The organism is Enterobacter sp. 22499 (assembly GCF_052044815.1).
GTDB classification, from domain to species: domain Bacteria; phylum Pseudomonadota; class Gammaproteobacteria; order Enterobacterales; family Enterobacteriaceae; genus Enterobacter; species Enterobacter bugandensis.
This window is the reverse complement of the sequence record NZ_JBQENR010000003.1, coordinates 390336-406142: the sequence shown is the minus strand read 5'-3', so window position 1 is coordinate 406142 and position 15807 is coordinate 390336. Positions and strand designations below refer to the sequence as shown.

16 protein-coding genes are annotated in these 15807 nt (G+C 53.5%); 5 read left to right on the top strand and 11 right to left on the bottom strand.

The annotated features are described in order from the left end of the window. The first annotated feature begins 99 nt into the window (after positions 1 to 99). From pdeR to osmB, 4 genes are all read left to right on the top strand, one after another. Positions 100 to 2091 (top strand): cyclic di-GMP phosphodiesterase, encoded by a 1992-nt coding sequence (pdeR, locus tag ACTJI7_RS13125; RefSeq protein WP_028013393.1) that lies wholly within the window; start codon positions 100 to 102, stop codon positions 2089 to 2091. Between the two features lie 118 nt (positions 2092 to 2209). Further along, entirely contained in the window at positions 2210 to 2392 is a 183-nt protein-coding gene (locus tag ACTJI7_RS13120; RefSeq protein WP_440670026.1) for a YciZ family protein, read from the top strand. Positions 2393 to 2435: 43 nt separating this feature from the next. Next, complete coding sequence (yciT, locus tag ACTJI7_RS13115; protein WP_041909650.1) at positions 2436 to 3188, top strand: DNA-binding transcriptional regulator YciT; 753 nt, start codon at positions 2436 to 2438, stop codon at positions 3186 to 3188. Between the two features lie 261 nt (positions 3189 to 3449). Next, positions 3450 to 3668: an osmotically-inducible lipoprotein OsmB gene (osmB, locus tag ACTJI7_RS13110; protein WP_008501216.1), complete on the top strand. Its 219-nt coding sequence runs from the start codon at positions 3450 to 3452 to the stop codon at positions 3666 to 3668. Between the two features lie 104 nt (positions 3669 to 3772). On the opposite strand, the gene yciH is transcribed toward osmB, so the two are convergent. The 5 genes from yciH to pgpB all read right to left on the bottom strand — a co-directional run bounded on the left by yciH (position 3773) and on the right by pgpB (position 7423). Continuing rightward, the gene (gene yciH, locus ACTJI7_RS13105; RefSeq protein ID WP_045630534.1) at positions 3773 to 4099 is read right to left on the bottom strand and encodes a stress response translation initiation inhibitor YciH; all 327 of its coding nucleotides are present in this window, start codon (positions 4097 to 4099) and stop codon (positions 3773 to 3775) included. Beyond that, positions 4096 to 4836, bottom strand: coding sequence for an orotidine-5'-phosphate decarboxylase (gene pyrF / locus ACTJI7_RS13100; protein WP_028013397.1), 741 nt, complete (start codon positions 4834 to 4836; stop codon positions 4096 to 4098). The genes yciH and pyrF overlap by 4 nt, the downstream gene beginning before the upstream one ends. 186 nt (positions 4837 to 5022) lie before the next feature. After that, complete coding sequence (gene lapB / locus ACTJI7_RS13095; RefSeq protein ID WP_440669407.1) at positions 5023 to 6192, bottom strand: lipopolysaccharide assembly protein LapB; 1170 nt, start codon at positions 6190 to 6192, stop codon at positions 5023 to 5025. Between the two features lie 6 nt (positions 6193 to 6198). Then, the gene (locus tag ACTJI7_RS13090) at positions 6199 to 6507 is read right to left on the bottom strand and encodes a LapA family protein (RefSeq protein WP_028013399.1); all 309 of its coding nucleotides are present in this window, start codon (positions 6505 to 6507) and stop codon (positions 6199 to 6201) included. 148 nt (positions 6508 to 6655) lie between these two features. Beyond that, a complete protein-coding gene (gene pgpB, locus ACTJI7_RS13085; RefSeq protein WP_028013400.1) occupies positions 6656 to 7423 on the bottom strand; it encodes a phosphatidylglycerophosphatase B in 768 nt (255 codons plus the stop codon). A gap of 197 nt (positions 7424 to 7620) precedes the next feature. Between pgpB and ribA the strand changes: the two genes are divergently transcribed. After that, positions 7621 to 8211 (top strand): GTP cyclohydrolase II, encoded by a 591-nt coding sequence (gene ribA, locus ACTJI7_RS13080; RefSeq protein WP_028013401.1) that lies wholly within the window; start codon positions 7621 to 7623, stop codon positions 8209 to 8211. A 37-nt stretch (positions 8212 to 8248) separates the two neighbouring features. Here the strand turns inward: ribA and acnA are convergent, their stop codons facing one another. The 6 genes from acnA to topA all read right to left on the bottom strand — a co-directional run bounded on the left by acnA (position 8249) and on the right by topA (position 15735). Further along, positions 8249 to 10924 (bottom strand): aconitate hydratase AcnA, encoded by a 2676-nt coding sequence (gene acnA / locus ACTJI7_RS13075; RefSeq protein ID WP_440669405.1) that lies wholly within the window; start codon positions 10922 to 10924, stop codon positions 8249 to 8251. 163 nt (positions 10925 to 11087) lie between these two features. Next, entirely contained in the window at positions 11088 to 11186 is a 99-nt protein-coding gene (ymiC, locus tag ACTJI7_RS13070) for a small membrane protein YmiC (RefSeq protein ID WP_032644994.1), read from the bottom strand. A 137-nt stretch (positions 11187 to 11323) separates the two neighbouring features. Next, positions 11324 to 11494, bottom strand: coding sequence for a hypothetical protein (locus ACTJI7_RS13065; RefSeq protein ID WP_032644881.1), 171 nt, complete (start codon positions 11492 to 11494; stop codon positions 11324 to 11326). A gap of 2 nt (positions 11495 to 11496) precedes the next feature. Beyond that, positions 11497 to 11637, bottom strand: a complete 141-nt coding sequence (locus ACTJI7_RS13060) for a YmiA family putative membrane protein (RefSeq protein WP_213743510.1) — start codon at positions 11635 to 11637, stop codon at positions 11497 to 11499. Positions 11638 to 11975: 338 nt separating this feature from the next. Continuing rightward, entirely contained in the window at positions 11976 to 12950 is a 975-nt protein-coding gene (gene cysB, locus ACTJI7_RS13055; RefSeq protein ID WP_028013403.1) for an HTH-type transcriptional regulator CysB, read from the bottom strand. A 187-nt stretch (positions 12951 to 13137) separates the two neighbouring features. Beyond that, positions 13138 to 15735, bottom strand: a complete 2598-nt coding sequence (gene topA / locus ACTJI7_RS13050) for a type I DNA topoisomerase (RefSeq protein ID WP_041909639.1) — start codon at positions 15733 to 15735, stop codon at positions 13138 to 13140. Positions 15736 to 15807: the final 72 nt, after the last annotated feature.

The window sequence follows — 15807 nt, the reverse complement described above, 5'->3', positions numbered from 1 at the left end:
AAAAACAATACTTTCACTGCGGCTTTGCCGCTATTTTCAACGGAAAAGTCGACGACTAATGAATAATTTGTTCGCTAATGCGTCGCGGCGGGAGAAATCATGATCGACGAACTTGAGCAAAATTTGCTGTTTCGTTACATGGGTACTCACAGCCCGTGGTGGCGATTGTCGGCTGACAGCAACGCTCTGCACCTTGCCGCCAGCGAAAATGCTGACGTGACTCAGGAGATCGTACTGGATGATGAACAGGCCGCACAGATCCGTCAGCTAACGGTAATGACCACCAGCATTTCCCTGAACCTCTCTCTTTACGGCGAGCAAGTTCCCGTCCATCTTGTCGGACGCAAAATCACCCGAAACGAGTGGGCCGGAACGGCTTCCGCCTGGAACGATACGCCCTCCGTGGCACGCGATCTGGCTCAGGGACTCTCCTTTGCGGAACAGGTAGTTTCTGAAGCGAATTCCGTCATTGTCATTCTCGATCAAAACGGCAATATCCAGCGCTTTAACCGCCTGAGCGAAGAGTATACCGGTCTGAAAGAACATGAAGTCATTGGTCAAAACGTGTTTGAACTGTTCATGAGCCGCAGCGAAGCGGCAGCCTCGAAGCGCAACATTGCGGGTTTCTTTCGCAACGGCAGCTCCTACGAAGTCGAACGCTGGATTAAAACGCGAAAAGGGCAACGCTTGTTTCTGTTCAGAAATAAATTCGTTCACAGCGGCAGCGGTAAAAATGAAATTTTCCTTATCTGCTCCGGAACCGACATTACCGAAGAACGGCGTGCACAGGAGCGCCTGCGCGTGCTGGCCAATACCGATACCATCACCGGCCTGCCCAACCGCAATGCGATCCATGAGCTGATTTCAGACGCCATCAATAGCCGCGGCGACACGCAGGTTGGCGTGGTGTACCTCGACCTCGATAACTTCAAAAAGGTTAACGATGCCTACGGGCATATGTTCGGCGATCAGCTCCTGCAGGCGGTTGCACTTGCCCTTCTGAGTTGTCTGGATGAGGGGCAGGTTTTAGCGCGGCTCGGCGGCGATGAGTTTATCGTTATGGCCACCAATACCTCTCAGGGCTCGCTGGAAGCGATGGCGTCGCGTATTCTGACCCGCCTGCGCCAGCCGTTCAGAATCGGTCTCATTGAGGTTTACACCGGTTGCTCCCTGGGGATCGCCCTCGCGCCGCAGCACGGGAACGATCGGGAAAGCGTGATTCGCAATGCCGACATCGCCATGTACACCGCCAAGGAGAATGGCCGTGGCAAATTCTGCGTCTTCTCCCCCGAGATGAACCAGCGCGTGTTTGAGTACCTGTGGCTGGACACCAACCTGCGTAAAGCGCTGGATAACGATCAGCTCCTGATCCACTACCAGCCGAAAATGACCTGGCGCGGCGAAGTCAGAAGCCTTGAAGCGCTGGTCCGCTGGCAGTCGCCCGAGCGCGGGCTGATCCCCCCTCTGGAATTTATCTCTTATGCCGAGGAGTCCGGTTTGATTGTGCCGCTGGGTCGCTGGGTGATGCTTGATGTGGTTCGCCAGGTGGCAAAATGGCGTGACAAGGGAATTAACCTGCGCGTGGCCGTGAACGTCTCTGCACGTCAGTTGGCCGACCAGACGATTTTCAGCGAGCTAAAGCAGGCGCTTAAGGATCTGCATTTTGAGTACTGCCCTATCGACGTTGAGTTAACCGAAAGCTGTCTTATCGAAAACGAAGAGCTGGCGCTCTCGGTGATCCAGCAATTCAGTCGGCTCGGGGCACAAATTCATCTGGACGATTTCGGTACCGGCTACTCCTCCCTTTCCCAGCTGGCGCGTTTTCCTATTGATGCCATTAAACTCGATCAGGCTTTTGTCAGAGATATTCACAAGCACTCTGTCTCCCAGTCTCTGGTACGCGCCATTGTCGCAGTGGCGCAGGCGTTAAACCTGCAGGTGATTGCCGAAGGGGTGGAGAACGCAAAAGAAGATGCCTTTCTGACCAAAAACGGCGTCAACGAACGGCAGGGTTTTCTTTTCGCTAAGCCGATGCCCGCTGCCGCATTCGAGCGCTGGCTAAAACGATATCAAGCGCGACAACAACGTTAACGTCATACAGAGGTTCACTTTCGTATAGGTAATTTCGTTATGGCGTTTTTTCCCTTCTCTTTTGAACCTATTTTCTGCATCATTGAAATTATTAACTTTTCGCTCCTGGGGAGAGATGATGTCTAATATTGATCCACAAGCTGTAGCACAACGTATTGATACCGTGCTGGATATCCTGGTGGCGGGTGATTATCACTCTGCAATCCGTAATCTCGAGATCCTGAAGTCTGAACTTCTCGCTCAGGATGGCTCTGACAATGCCCCCGAAAACCGACAGCCTAAAGCGCCGTGGGAAGTCTAATCCCACTGTCTCAGACCTCGTTTCGCTTTATTAATTGGATGCTATGAATTCCCGACAACAACTCATTTTGCAGATGGTCATCGATCAGGGGCGCGTAAGCGTCGTTGAGCTGGCTAAAACCACCGGCGTTTCAGAAGTGACCATCCGTCAGGATCTTAATCTGCTGGAAAAACAGAGCTACCTGCGCCGTGCGCATGGCTATGCCGTGCCGCTGGACAGCGACGACGTTGAGACGCGCATGATGAATAACTACGCGCTTAAACGAGAACTGGCAGAATTTGCCGCATCGCTGGTAAACCCTGGCGAGACGGTCTTTATTGAAAACGGCAGCAGCAACGCTCTTCTGGCACGTACGCTCGCCGAACAAAAAGACGTTACCATCATCACCGTCAGCAGCTATATCGCCCATTTGCTCAAAGAGACGCGCTGTGAGGTGATTTTGCTGGGCGGCATTTACCAGAAAAAAAGTGAGAGCATGGTAGGCCCGCTAACCCGGCAGTATGTCCAGCAGGTTCATTTCAGTAAGGCGTTTATCGGTATTGACGGCTGGCAGCCGGAGACAGGCTTCACCGGCCGGGATATGATGCGATCTGACGTTGTGAATGCCGTTCTGGAAAAAGAGTGTGAAGCTATTGTGCTGACCGACAGCTCTAAATTTGGCGCCGTCCATCCTTACACCATGGGTCCAGCCTCACGCTTTAGCCGCGTAATTACCGATGAAAGGTTAAGCGACGAACATCGTAATAAACTGGAAGATGACGGTCTCATTGTCGATATTATTAAAACGCCCGCCTGAGTCCATTTGCGCCCGTATTCCGGGCGCATATGCCCCCTTCGTCTGAGAGGATTCCTATCCATCCTTTAAGAGTTTTTACCTGTTTAACCTGCCGTAAAGTCGTAAAATTAATGTTAGCGATATAACAGGAAGTGACTATCACCTGCGTGATTACGTAACGCCTGCGCGACCAGCTTTCACGGAAAAAAGAATTGAGTATTCATTTTGACTATACTTAATGTGTACATCTTTCCGTGAATCGATAATTCAGGAGAAAGTATTATGACCTTAACCAGCAAAAAATTAGCCGCCGCTGTTCTGGCAATCACTGTAGCAATGTCCCTGAGCGCTTGCTCTAACTGGTCTAAACGTGACCGTAACACCGCAATTGGCGCCGGTGCTGGTGCGCTCGGTGGTGCAGTATTAACGGATGGTAGTACGCTGGGTACATTAGGCGGCGCTGCTGTCGGTGGTATTATCGGTCACCAGGTTGGCAAATAATTATTCTATCAGCCTTCCCATTAAGGCGATTTAGCATCGCATTTCAGGTCTGACTAACGCACGTATATAACACGAGCCACGGCATTTGCCGTGGCTTATTTATTTTAGCCGCCTGCCAGTTTAACTTTCATGCCTTTGGCTTCAAGGAGCGATTTAATTAAATCGCGTTTATCACCCTGAATTTCGATAATGCCGTCCTTCACGGCGCCGCCGCAGCCACATTTTTTCTTCAACTCTGCTGCCAGCTTGTTCAGCTCCGCATCATCCAGATCAATCCCGGAGATCAGGCAGACTCCCTTTCCTTTTCGCCCGCTGGTCTGACGCTGGATACGAACAATACCGTCACCTTTCGGACGTTCTGCTTTCGTTTTCGGTTCGTCTATGCGCCCGCTTTCCGTCGAGTAGACCAGCCGACTGTTGGAATCAGTCATTGCGCCCCCTTTTTCAGTGATGCGTTGATAGCCTTAAGCGTCTCCGCCGGGTTCACAGACTGCGTCACCGGCCGGCCGATAACCATGTAGTCAACGCCTGCTGCCAGCGCCTGCTCAGGCGTCATAATGCGTCGCTGATCGCCCACGTCGCTGCCAGCAGGACGAATGCCTGGCGTGACCAGTTTAAAATCTTTGCCCAATTCTGACTTAAAGCGTACCGCTTCCTGCGCGGAGCAAACGACGCCATCGAGACCACAGCTCTGCGTCAGACGCGCGAGACGTTCGGCATGCCCGGCCGGTGACAACGTCACGCCGAGGTCGCGCAAGTCGCTGTCATCCATGCTGGTCAGCACGGTAACCGCAATCAGTAATGGCGCATCGTTGCCGAACGGCAGGAGTGCTTCGCGAGCGGCTGTCATCATTCTCGCCCCGCCCGACGCGTGGACGTTGACCATCCATACACCCAGTTCCGCAGCGGCGGCAACCGCGTGCGCCGTGGTGTTCGGGATATCATGGAATTTGAGATCGAGGAAGACATCGAAACCACGCTGCTGCAGATCGCGGACGATTTGCGGTCCAAACAGCGTGAACATCTCTTTACCAACTTTCAGACGACAATCGCGAGGATCGATACCGTCGACAAAGGCCAGCGCTGCGTCACGCTTATTGTAATCAAGCGCAACAACAACAGGAGAATCCGTAATAACGCGGGAAGTGGAGGAAGTAACAGACGTCATGACCAGCCCTTTTCGTCTATGGGCGCGCAGCGGCGCGGAACAGATAAACGGCCTGCATTCTACCTGCCGTCGCCGCAAATTGACAGAATCCATTTATGCCCCTGCCAGGCCAGCAAGCCGCACGGTGTTGAGAAAGTGGTAAAAGCCATCAGTATGTTGTAACTAAAATGAAGGCTTTTAAAAAAATTACTGCCCATCCAGGCCGCGAATTGGCTTGATGGTGGACCAGGCCCGGCAGGACGGACAATGCCAGTAGAGCGTGTAGGCGGTAAAACCACACTTCTGGCAACGGTAGCGCGGCTTGCTGCGCACCTGCTCGCCAACCATGTCGCGCAGTACCATCAGACTCTCTTTCGCGCGCCCTTCTTCCGCATCGTTCAGATGGTAGTCCATCAGCTTGTGGAATACGCGCATCGTGGGATGACGTTGCAGCTGACGGGTAATATAAACCTGTGCGGTGTCGCTCCCCTCATACTGCTCAACCACGTCAGAGAGCATCAGCTCAGCGGTCGCGCCGGTATTCTCTTCCACGCAACGACGCAGAAATGCCACCCACTCTTCCTGCTTGTCCAGCTGCTGATAGCAGGTTTGCAGCATTTCAAGCGTTTCGCTGACCAGCTCTTTGTCCTGGTCAATCACCCGCATCAGGCTTTCAACGGCTTTAGCGTAGTCGCCGCTGGCAATAAAAACGCGCCCCATCATGATAGAGATACGCGCGCTATTGCGGTCTGCGGCGGCGCCTTTCTTGAGCAACGCCATGGCTTTGTCCATGTCGTCGTTGCCCATCTGCTGAAGGGCAAGCTCGCAGTAGAAATGCGCAATTTCAACGCGCTGCTTGTCTTTGCCCAGCTTCACCAGACGCTCGGCCGTATCAATGGCTTTCTGCCAGTCGCTGGTGGCCTGGTAAATCTGCAGTAACTGCTGCAACGCGCCGATACGGAAATCCGTTTCATCCACCAGCTGTGTGAACATATCTTCAGCGCGATCGTACAGCCCCGCGGCCATATAGTCTCGGCCCAGCTGTTGTACCGCCAGGAGACGTTGTTCGTAGGTCAGGGAGGCGCTTTCCATCAGGGTCTGGTGGATACGGATAGCGCGGTCAACCTCGCCGCGCGAGCGGAACAGGTTACCGAGAGTGAGGTGGGCTTCGACGGTCCCCGTATCCTCTTTCAGCATATCGAGGAACAGGTCTACCGCTTTGTCCTGCTGATTGCTCAGGAGGAAGTTCACCCCCGCAACGTAGTCGCGGGAGAGTCGGTTAGCCTCATCCTGTTTCGTTTGTTGCGCACTTCTGCGGCCCATATACCAGCCATAGGCTGCGGCTACAGGCAAAAGCAGAAACAACAACTCCAGCATAGTCGATTATTCCTTCACGACCGGCACACCTGAACTTTCCGGCATGTCGGACGCAGGCGCAATGTGCTGTTCAAGTCGTTTAATTTTACGTTCAGCGCGCGCAAGAGAAACACGAACTTTCAACCAGAAAAGACCGCAAACCAGCCAGCCGATGGCAAAGCCTGCAGCAAATAAGACCGCCAGCAGGCTGGAGACCCGATACTCACCCTGCGCCAGCAGATAGTTAAACGTCACCTGTTGATCGTTTTGTGCACCCAATGTGACTGAAATGACAAAAATCGCCAATACCAGTAAGAAAATGAGTAAATATTTCACATTACTTCCCGTTATGTGGTTCAAGCGAATAAAGTGTGTTCAACTCACCGCAATCAGCCTTATAAACTACCATTTTAGCGACGGGCGCGAAACGGAAAAAGTAACGCGCACGTCATGGATTTATGGGCAAAATGCACAATATCAACCGTCAGGCGTCGCTTTGCTCCCTTTCGGCGATCTCTTCTTTCTCTTCAGGCGGTGGCGTGAGCGGGCCGCAGAACCGTTCTGCAAGCCAGGTTGCCAGCGTCACCAGCATCCAGGAGATCAGCGTAGCGACCACCAGATCCCGCGGCCAGTGCATTCCCAGCAGCAAGCGGCTGCCCATCACCCCTGTCGCCCAAACCAGTAAAATCGCGATGGTCATGGTGCGACGTCGAGGCCAAAGCAGCCCAACGCCCAGCAACGCCCAGCTGGCTGCAAACATCGTATGGCCGGAAGGAAACGCGAATCCCGTCTCTTTTTGCCAGTGCTTACGCAGGAACTTTGGAATATCTTCCTGTTCTGAAAGCTGTTCTTTCACCAGCGCGCCGCGATCTTTACGCTTTAAATTGTAGAACTCATCCACCGGAACATGGTGCGCTTTTTCCAGCCAGACGACAAAAGGTCTTGGCTCCTGAACGTGATCCTTCACCCAGGACTTCACGCCCTGTCCAATAACGATCGCGCCACCGAGGATAGCAAAGAGCATCAACGCCGCGCGCAGTCGAAAGCGCAGGCACCACAAGAACCAGCCGCAGAGGATAACGTGGGTAATAATTCCCCACGGCTGCGTGACCGTCTCCGTTACCCAGTATAACGTTTTCAGCCACGTGGCATTCTGCCCCGGCTGCCACATCCAGCCGGAGACCCACACGGCCAAAGGCATAATCAGTAAAATGGCCGCGCCTGCTGCCGTACGTCTGGCGATTGAAAGCATGTCTTCTCCTTTTTCGCTAAGCCTCACAATCATAACTGAAATTCATTCGATGGGTGGATATGTCGGATCGTGCGTTTAACGTTCATATAGCATGGCGCCCATTAGGCGAACGTGCTGAGCTTGTGGCAAAATGGACAAATACAGAAAGCAAAACAGGCGCAAGGCACGAAACGTGTCAGCCTACTCTGGAGAATCACATGCAGCTTAAACGTGTGGCAGAAGCCAAACTGCCAACCCCATGGGGCGATTTCCTGATGGTGGGGTTTGAAGAACTGGCAACCGGACAGGATCATGTCGCGCTGGTCTACGGCGACATTTCAGGGCAGACGCCGGTGCTGTCCCGCGTCCATTCGGAGTGTCTGACCGGCGACGCGTTGTTCAGCCTGCGCTGTGATTGCGGTTTCCAGCTCGAAGCTGCCCTTACCCATATTGCCGAAGAAGGCCGCGGCGTGCTGCTCTATCACCGTCAGGAAGGTCGTAACATTGGTCTGCTGAATAAAATCCGCGCTTACGCGCTGCAGGACCAGGGCTACGATACGGTGGAAGCCAACCACCAGCTCGGTTTTGCCGCTGATGAACGTGATTTCACCCTCTGCGCCGATATGTTCAAGCTGCTGGGCGTGGACGAGGTTCGCCTGCTGACCAATAATCCCAAAAAGGTGGAAATCCTCACCGAAGCCGGGATCAACATCGTCGAGCGCGTACCGCTGATTGTCGGCCGCAACCCGAAAAATGCCCACTATCTCGATACCAAGGCGGCTAAAATGGGACATCTTCTGAAAGAGTGAAAGTAAAAAGCCCGGCACAGATGCCGGGCTTTTTTTATCAATCCAGCATTTTACGAATCACATAATGTAAAATGCCGTCGTTCTGGTAGTAGGTCAGTTCGGTTGCCGTATCAATACGACACCGGCATTCCAGTACCTCGCTTTTCCCGTCTGCTCGCGTAAGCTTCACCGGCACCGTTTTGCCCGGCTGCAGGTTTTGCAGGCCGCTAATATCAATCTGCTCTTCCCCCGTCAGGCCCAGCGTTTTGCGCGTGACGCCCTGCGGGAACTCAAGCGGCAGGATCCCCATGCCAATCAGGTTCGAGCGGTGAATACGTTCAAACGACTCGGCGATGACCACGCGAACGCCAAGCAGTCGCGGACCTTTCGCCGCCCAGTCACGACTGGAGCCGGAACCGTACTCTTTCCCGGCGATCACCGCCAGCGGCGTACCTTCCTGCTGATATTTGACGGCTGCGTCATAAATCGACACGACTTCCGTCCCCGGAAGATGACGCGTCATCCCCCCTTCCACGCCCGGAACCATTTCGTTACGAATGCGGATGTTGGCAAACGTCCCGCGCATCATTACTTCATGGTTACCGCGGCGCGATCCGTAGGAGTTAAAATCGCGGCGCTCCACGCCCCGGCTTTGCAGATAACGGCCCGCCGGGCTGTCGGCTTTGATGCTCCCCGCCGGAGAGATATGGTCAGTGGTGACGGAATCCCCCAGCATCGCCAGTATGCGCGCCCCGTGAATATCCTGAAGCGGTGCAGGCTCGGCCAGCATCTCATCAAAGAACGGCGACAGGCGGATATAGGTGGAATCGTCCTGCCAGTCATAGGTGTCCGAGCCCACAACGTTGATGGCTTTCCATTCCGGCGTGCCTTCAAACACTTCCGCATACTCTTTGCGGAACATCTCGGTGGAGACCTTTTCAACGGCCATCGCAATTTCACGTGAGGACGGCCAGATATCTTTCAGATAGACCGGCTCATTCTTGCGGTCGTGACCAATAGGATCGGTAGCCAGGTTGATATTCATGTTCCCGGCGAGCGCGTAGGCCACCACCAGCGGCGGCGAAGCGAGCCAGTTGGTTTTCACCAGCGGATGAATACGTCCTTCAAAGTTACGGTTACCGGAAAGGACTGCGCCAACCGTCAGATCGCCCTGCTTGATCGCCGTTTCAATAGGTTCAGGCAGCGGGCCGGAGTTACCGATGCAGGTGGTACAGCCATAGCCCACGAGGTTAAAGCCCAGCTCATCAAGATACGGCGTTAGCCTGGCCTGCGCCAGGTAATCCGAGACCACTTTGGAGCCCGGTGCCAGGGAGGCTTTGACCCAGGGCTGTGGTTTCAGTCCCAGCTCAACCGCTTTTTTAGCCAGCAGGCCGGCAGCCATTAATACGCTGGGGTTTGAGGTGTTGGTGCAGGAGGTAATGGCGGCTATGACAACCGCGCCGTCCGGGAGCTGATACTGATGTCCGTTCAGAACATAGTCGATTGGGCGATGGTCCTTCTTCGCCACGTTAACTTCCAGCTCGTTGCTTGCGGCAAACGCTTTTGGCACGTCGCTTAACGCTACGCGATCCTGCGGACGTTTCGGACCGGCGAGGCTCGCCTCAACGCTTCCCATGTCAAGCGCAAGCGTGCTGGTAAATACCGGCTCATCCCCCGGATTGCGCCACATGCCCTGCGCTTTGGTATACGCCTCCACCAGCGCCACCTGCTCTTCGCTGCGTCCGCTCAGGCGCATGTACTCCAGCGTGACGTCATCAATGGGGAAAAATCCGCAGGTTGCACCATATTCTGGCGCCATGTTGGCGATGGTCGCGCGGTCAGCCAGCGGCAGCGAATCCAGCCCGTCACCGTAAAATTCAACAAATTTTCCCACCACACCATGCTTACGCAGCATCTGGGTAACGGTGAGCACCAGATCGGTGGCGGTAATGCCTTCAGACAGCTTCCCGGTGAGCTTAAAGCCCACAACATCAGGGATAAGCATGGATACCGGCTGACCGAGCATGGCGGCTTCCGCTTCGATACCGCCGACACCCCAACCCAGCACGCCGAGGCCGTTAATCATGGTGGTGTGGGAATCTGTACCCACCAGCGTGTCCGGATAAGCCACCCACTCTTTGTCCTGCAATTCACTCCAGACGGCTTTACCGAGATATTCAAGGTTAACCTGGTGACAAATACCGGTGCCGGGTGGAACCACGCTAAAGCGGCTGAACGCCTGCTGACCCCACTTCAGGAAGACATAACGCTCGTGATTTCGCTCCATCTCGAGACGCACGTTCTCGCCAAAGGCATCGTCATCACCGAAGTGGTCAACGGTTACTGAGTGGTCAATCACGAGGTCGACGGGTGAAAGCGGGTTCACTTTAGCCGTATCGCCGCCGAGGCGTTTAACCGCCTCACGCATGGCGGCGAGATCCACCACGGCAGGAACGCCGGTGAAGTCCTGCATCAGGACCCTTGCCGGGCGGTAGGCAATTTCTCTGTCGGCATGGGCATTCTTAAGCCACACTGCCAGCGCCTGAATATCGTCAAGGGTCACGGAGTCACCGTCCTGCCAGCGCAAGAGATTTTCCAGCAAAACTTTCAAGGACTTGGGTAAACGCGAAATGTCCCCAAGCGTTCTGGCAGCCAGCGGCAGGCTATAGTAGTGCCAGGTTTTATTTTCTGCCTGTAACGTGTCCTTACTGGCTTCGCGTAGGGTTAACGACATAAGCTCCTCCTTAATTACAGAGATGTCCTGACAATCATCAGGGCCGTAATTAAAGATAACACAAAGATGTCGTAACGTTTTGATAACAACCCAAATTGATAAATTTAGGAATGGTCCAGAGGAGGGTAAAACAAAAAACCCCGCCGCAGCGAGGTTTTATGATTTAGTGGACGGCCAGCCAGATGAGCTGACTCCAGAACAGAATCGACAGGGTAAAAACGCCGATCCATGACCAGTATTTTTGAGACATCATGTTATTCATCATAGGGACACCTGGCATTATTTATTAAACATTCCGAGGCAGGTCCTCGTGCTATATTGCTGATGTGTATTTATTAAAGAGTACAAAGGCGCATAGTCATTATTCAGACTAATTGCATCATTACGCAATAAACTAAATTATTGTTTTTTGGGTTCGTCTTCCGCGAACACATCAATAAAAGCCTGCTGCTGCGGCGTCAGTTTCCAGGATGCTGGCACTGCTGTTGCAGGCGCTTTGCGTCCCTTGTGAACAGTGTCATGATGCTGACACATCCGCTTTGCCGTTTCTGTACGTACCGTCACTGCCATATTCAACCCCAATATTTCCAGGCCAGGAGAGCAACCATCACCCAGAACAGGGCGGAAACGAGAAAGACCGCCAGCCAGGCTTTACGCTTGAGCGCAGGATCCCTTTGCGGTTCTTCACTTCCTGAAGGCATTGCTAACCTCATACAATCGATATCGCTTATCATTTAGGACCAAACAATTGGTACAATTAACCATCTGTTGAGATAAATCCTAAAGAAACTTTAGCCGAAAAGCCAGTGAATTTACGCATCAAGAGGCATGAAATATTCAATCTTTTGACCAGAAATAAATATTTGAAAAGAAAAATTTGCGTAGCCGTTAATTAGTTTCTATTTTTGTCGCCAATTCACGACATTAAAGCCACACAAATTAAAAGGATAATGACAATATATGGCACGGGAAGTGCAGATGATGATAATTCTAATTTAGCTTTAAGCCGATATTTCGGTATCTTTCCCTCAGGGAAAGATACCGGGTGTGATTATTTTTCGGGGAGTTTGATATCTTTAAACATCTCTTCGATATCTTCATTTGATCGTAATGCCACGGCGGTATCCACCACGTCACGCGTTAAATGCGGAGCAAAGCGCTGAATAAAATCATACATATAGCTTCGCAGGAAGGTACTGCGGCGGAAGCCAATTTTTGTCGTGCTGTGGCTGAAAATATCATGCGCATCAAGACGCACCAGGTCAGGGTCTGACACCGGGTCGACCGCCATGCTGGCGATCACCCCTACCCCCAGGCCAAGCCGTACATAGGTCTTTATGACGTCTGCATCGGTGGCGGTAAAGACAATCCGCGGCGTTAACCCGGCCCGGTTGAAGGCGGTATCAAGCTCAGATCGTCCGGTGAAGCCAAACGTGTAGGTGACCAGAGGATATTGCGCCAGCTCTTCGATTGACACCGACCCTTTGCCCGCCAGCGGATGATCAGGGGTCACCACAATGGAGCGGTTCCAGTGATAGCACGGCAGCATGACCAGATCGTCATAGAGATGGAGCGCTTCCGTTGCAATGGCAAAATCTGCATTGCCCTTCGACACCGCCTCCGCAATTTGCGTCGGCGATCCCTGGTGCATATGCAGGGAGACGCGCGGATAACGCTCGATAAAGCCCTTGATAACGCCCGGTAGCGCATAGCGCGCCTGGGTGTGCGTCGTGGCAATATACAGCGAGCCTTTATCCGGCCAGGTATGTTCCCCCGCCACAGACTTAATCGCATCGACTTTGGAAAGGACTTCCCGCGCAATACGGATGATTTCCTGCCCCGCTGGCGTCACCTGGGTAAGGTGCTTACCACTGCGGGCGAAAATCTGAATACCTAATTCATCCTCCAGCATGCGAACCTGCTTGCTGATGCCCGGTTGCGAGGTATATAGCCCCTCGGCGGTGGAAGAGACATTAAGGTTGTGATTCACCACCTCAACGATATAACGAAGCTGTTGTAATTTCATGCCAGACCATCCGATTTAGCGCACGCGGTCAATCGCTTAAGACGATTTGATAATAAAAAAAGGGTTAACTATAACCACTATATCACTTATAGCCTGACTGTATAGTACGGAACAAAAAATAATAATAAGGTAATAAAAAAGGGCCGGAAGTCCGGCCCTTTCAAGGGTAAGCTACGGTTAAGAAAGATTATTTCTTGCCTTCAACCCATTTGCCATCGACAAAGAAGGCGGACCATCCGGTCGCTTTACCCTCTTTCTCTGCCGCAACGTACTGCTGCTTCGTTTTACGGCTAAAACGGACCACCGTCTTATTGCCTTCAGGATCCTGCTGTGGCGCATCGGCCAGATAACGCAGCTTCTCAGGCAGACGATCGCGGAAGCGATGCAGCTCTTCCACCAGCGGGGCGCGCGTTTCACGCGATTTCGGGAAGGTGTTGGCGGCCAGGAAGACACCTGCGGCACCATCACGCAGCACGAAGTACGCGTCGGATTTTTCACACGGCAATTCTGGCAGCGGAACCGGATCTTCCTTCGGCGGAGCAACCTCACCATTGCGCAGAATTTTGCGCGTGTTCTTACACTCGTCGTTGGTGCAGGCCATGTACTTACCAAAACGCCCCATTTTCAGGTGCATTTCAGAGCCACACTTCTCGCACTCCACAATCGGGCCGTCATAGCCTTTAATGCGGAACTCACCCTCTTCGATCTCATACCCGTCGCACGTCGGGTTGTTACCACACACGTGCAGCTTACGTTTAGGATCGATCAGATAGCTGTCCATCGCCGTGCCGCATTTTTTGCAGCGGCGTTTCGCGCGCAGGGCGTTGGTTTCCGCATCATCACCTTCCAGCACGTTGAGAACTTCGTTCTCCGGCACCAGGTTGATGGTTGTTTTGCAGCGCTCTTTTGGTGGCAGCGCATAGCCTGAACAGCCAAGGAACACGCCCGTTGTCGCAGTACGGATCCCCATCTTGCGGCCGCAGGTCGGGCAGTCGATGCTGGTCAGAACCATCTGGTTAGGCAGCATGCCGCCCTCTTCAGGATCTTTCTCCGCTTTCTCAAGCTGGTTGGTAAAGTCGCTGAAGAAGCTATCGAGAACCTTCTTCCACTCCGCCTTGTGACTGGCCACTTCGTCGAGGCTGTCTTCCATCTGCGCGGTGAAGTCGTAGTTCATCAATTCGCGGAAGTTAGCTTCCAGACGGTCAGTGACAATCTCACCCATTTTTTCGGCATAGAAACGGCGGTTCTCTACGCGAACGTAACCGCGGTCCTGAATGGTCGAGATGATTGAGGCGTAAGTTGACGGACGGCCAATCCCGCGTTTTTCCAGCTCTTTGACCAACGACGCTTCACTAAAGCGCGCAGGCGGCTTGGTGAAGTGCTGGGCCGGAACCAGGTCGACAAGCGACAACTCGTCGCCTTTGTTTACCGCAGGCAGCGTACGGTCTTCATCACCTTTACGCAGCGCAGGCATCACTTTCGTCCAGCCGTCGAAACGCAGAATACGACCGCGTGCCTTGAGGCGGAAGTCGCCCGCGCCAACGGTCAGCGTAGTGGAATCATATTTCGCTGGCGTCATCTGACACGCGACAAACTGACGCCAGATCAGCTGATACAGCTTCTGGGCGTCGGCTTCCATATCCTTCAGCGACTCGGCTAAAACAGAGACATCAGAGGGACGAATCGCTTCGTGCGCTTCCTGAGAATTCTCTTTGCTGGCGAACTGGTTGGCGCTTTCCGGCAGGTATTTTTTACCGAAGTTATCGCTGATGTAGCCGCGCACCATGTTCACCGCGTCCTGGCTCAGGTTCGTTGAGTCAGTACGCATGTAGGTGATGTAACCCGCTTCATACAAGCGCTGGGCCATCATCATGGTTTTCTTCACGCCGTAACCCAGACGGGTGCTCGCCGCCTGTTGCAGTGTGGACGTGATAAACGGCGCGCCAGGCTTGCTGCTGGTCGGCTTATCTTCGCGTTCCAGTACCTGATAGCGCGCTTTTTCCAGCAGCGCCACGGCGGCCATGGTCTGATCGCGGTTTTCAGGACGGAAAGGCTTATCGTTGTGATGGCTTACCTGTAGCGGCAGCGCATCACCGCCCGGGGTGGTGACATTGGCGTCAACTTCCCAGAACTCTTCCGGCACGAAGGCTTTAATTTCGCGTTCACGCTCAACGACAAGACGCACGGCTACAGACTGCACGCGTCCTGCAGACAGGCCGCGGGCAATCTTTTTCCACAGCAGGGGAGAAACCATGTAGCCCACAACGCGGTCCATAAAGCGACGCGCCTGCTGGGCGTTCACACGGTCGATATTCAGCTCGCCCGGCTTCTCAAACGCCTGACGAATCGCATTCTTTGTAATTTCGTTAAACACTACGCGGCTGTAGCGTTTGTCATCCCCGCCGATCACTTCCCGCAGGTGCCACGCAATGGCTTCCCCTTCGCGGTCAAGGTCGGTTGCGAGATAGATGTGGTCTGCTTTTTCAGCCAGCTGCTTCAGCTCGTTAACGACTTTTTCTTTCCCGGGCAGCACTTCATATTGTGCATCCCAGTTGTGCCATGGGTTAACACCCATGCGGTTGACAAGCGCGCTACGTTCATCCTTTTTAGGCTTTTTAGCCCCTTTGGTGGAGGTAGAGTCTGCGCTCTTTTTGCTGGCTGAGCCACTGGTCGGCAAATCGCGGATGTGACCAACGCTGGACTTAACCACGTAGTCATTACCCAGATACTTATTGATCGTTTTGGCTTTTGCCGGGGACTCAACGATGACGAGAGCTTTACCCATATTCACCTTTACCTAATTTAATTCTTCCAGGAATACGCCGCACGTTGATTTCCCTTCCGCAGACGACGAGCC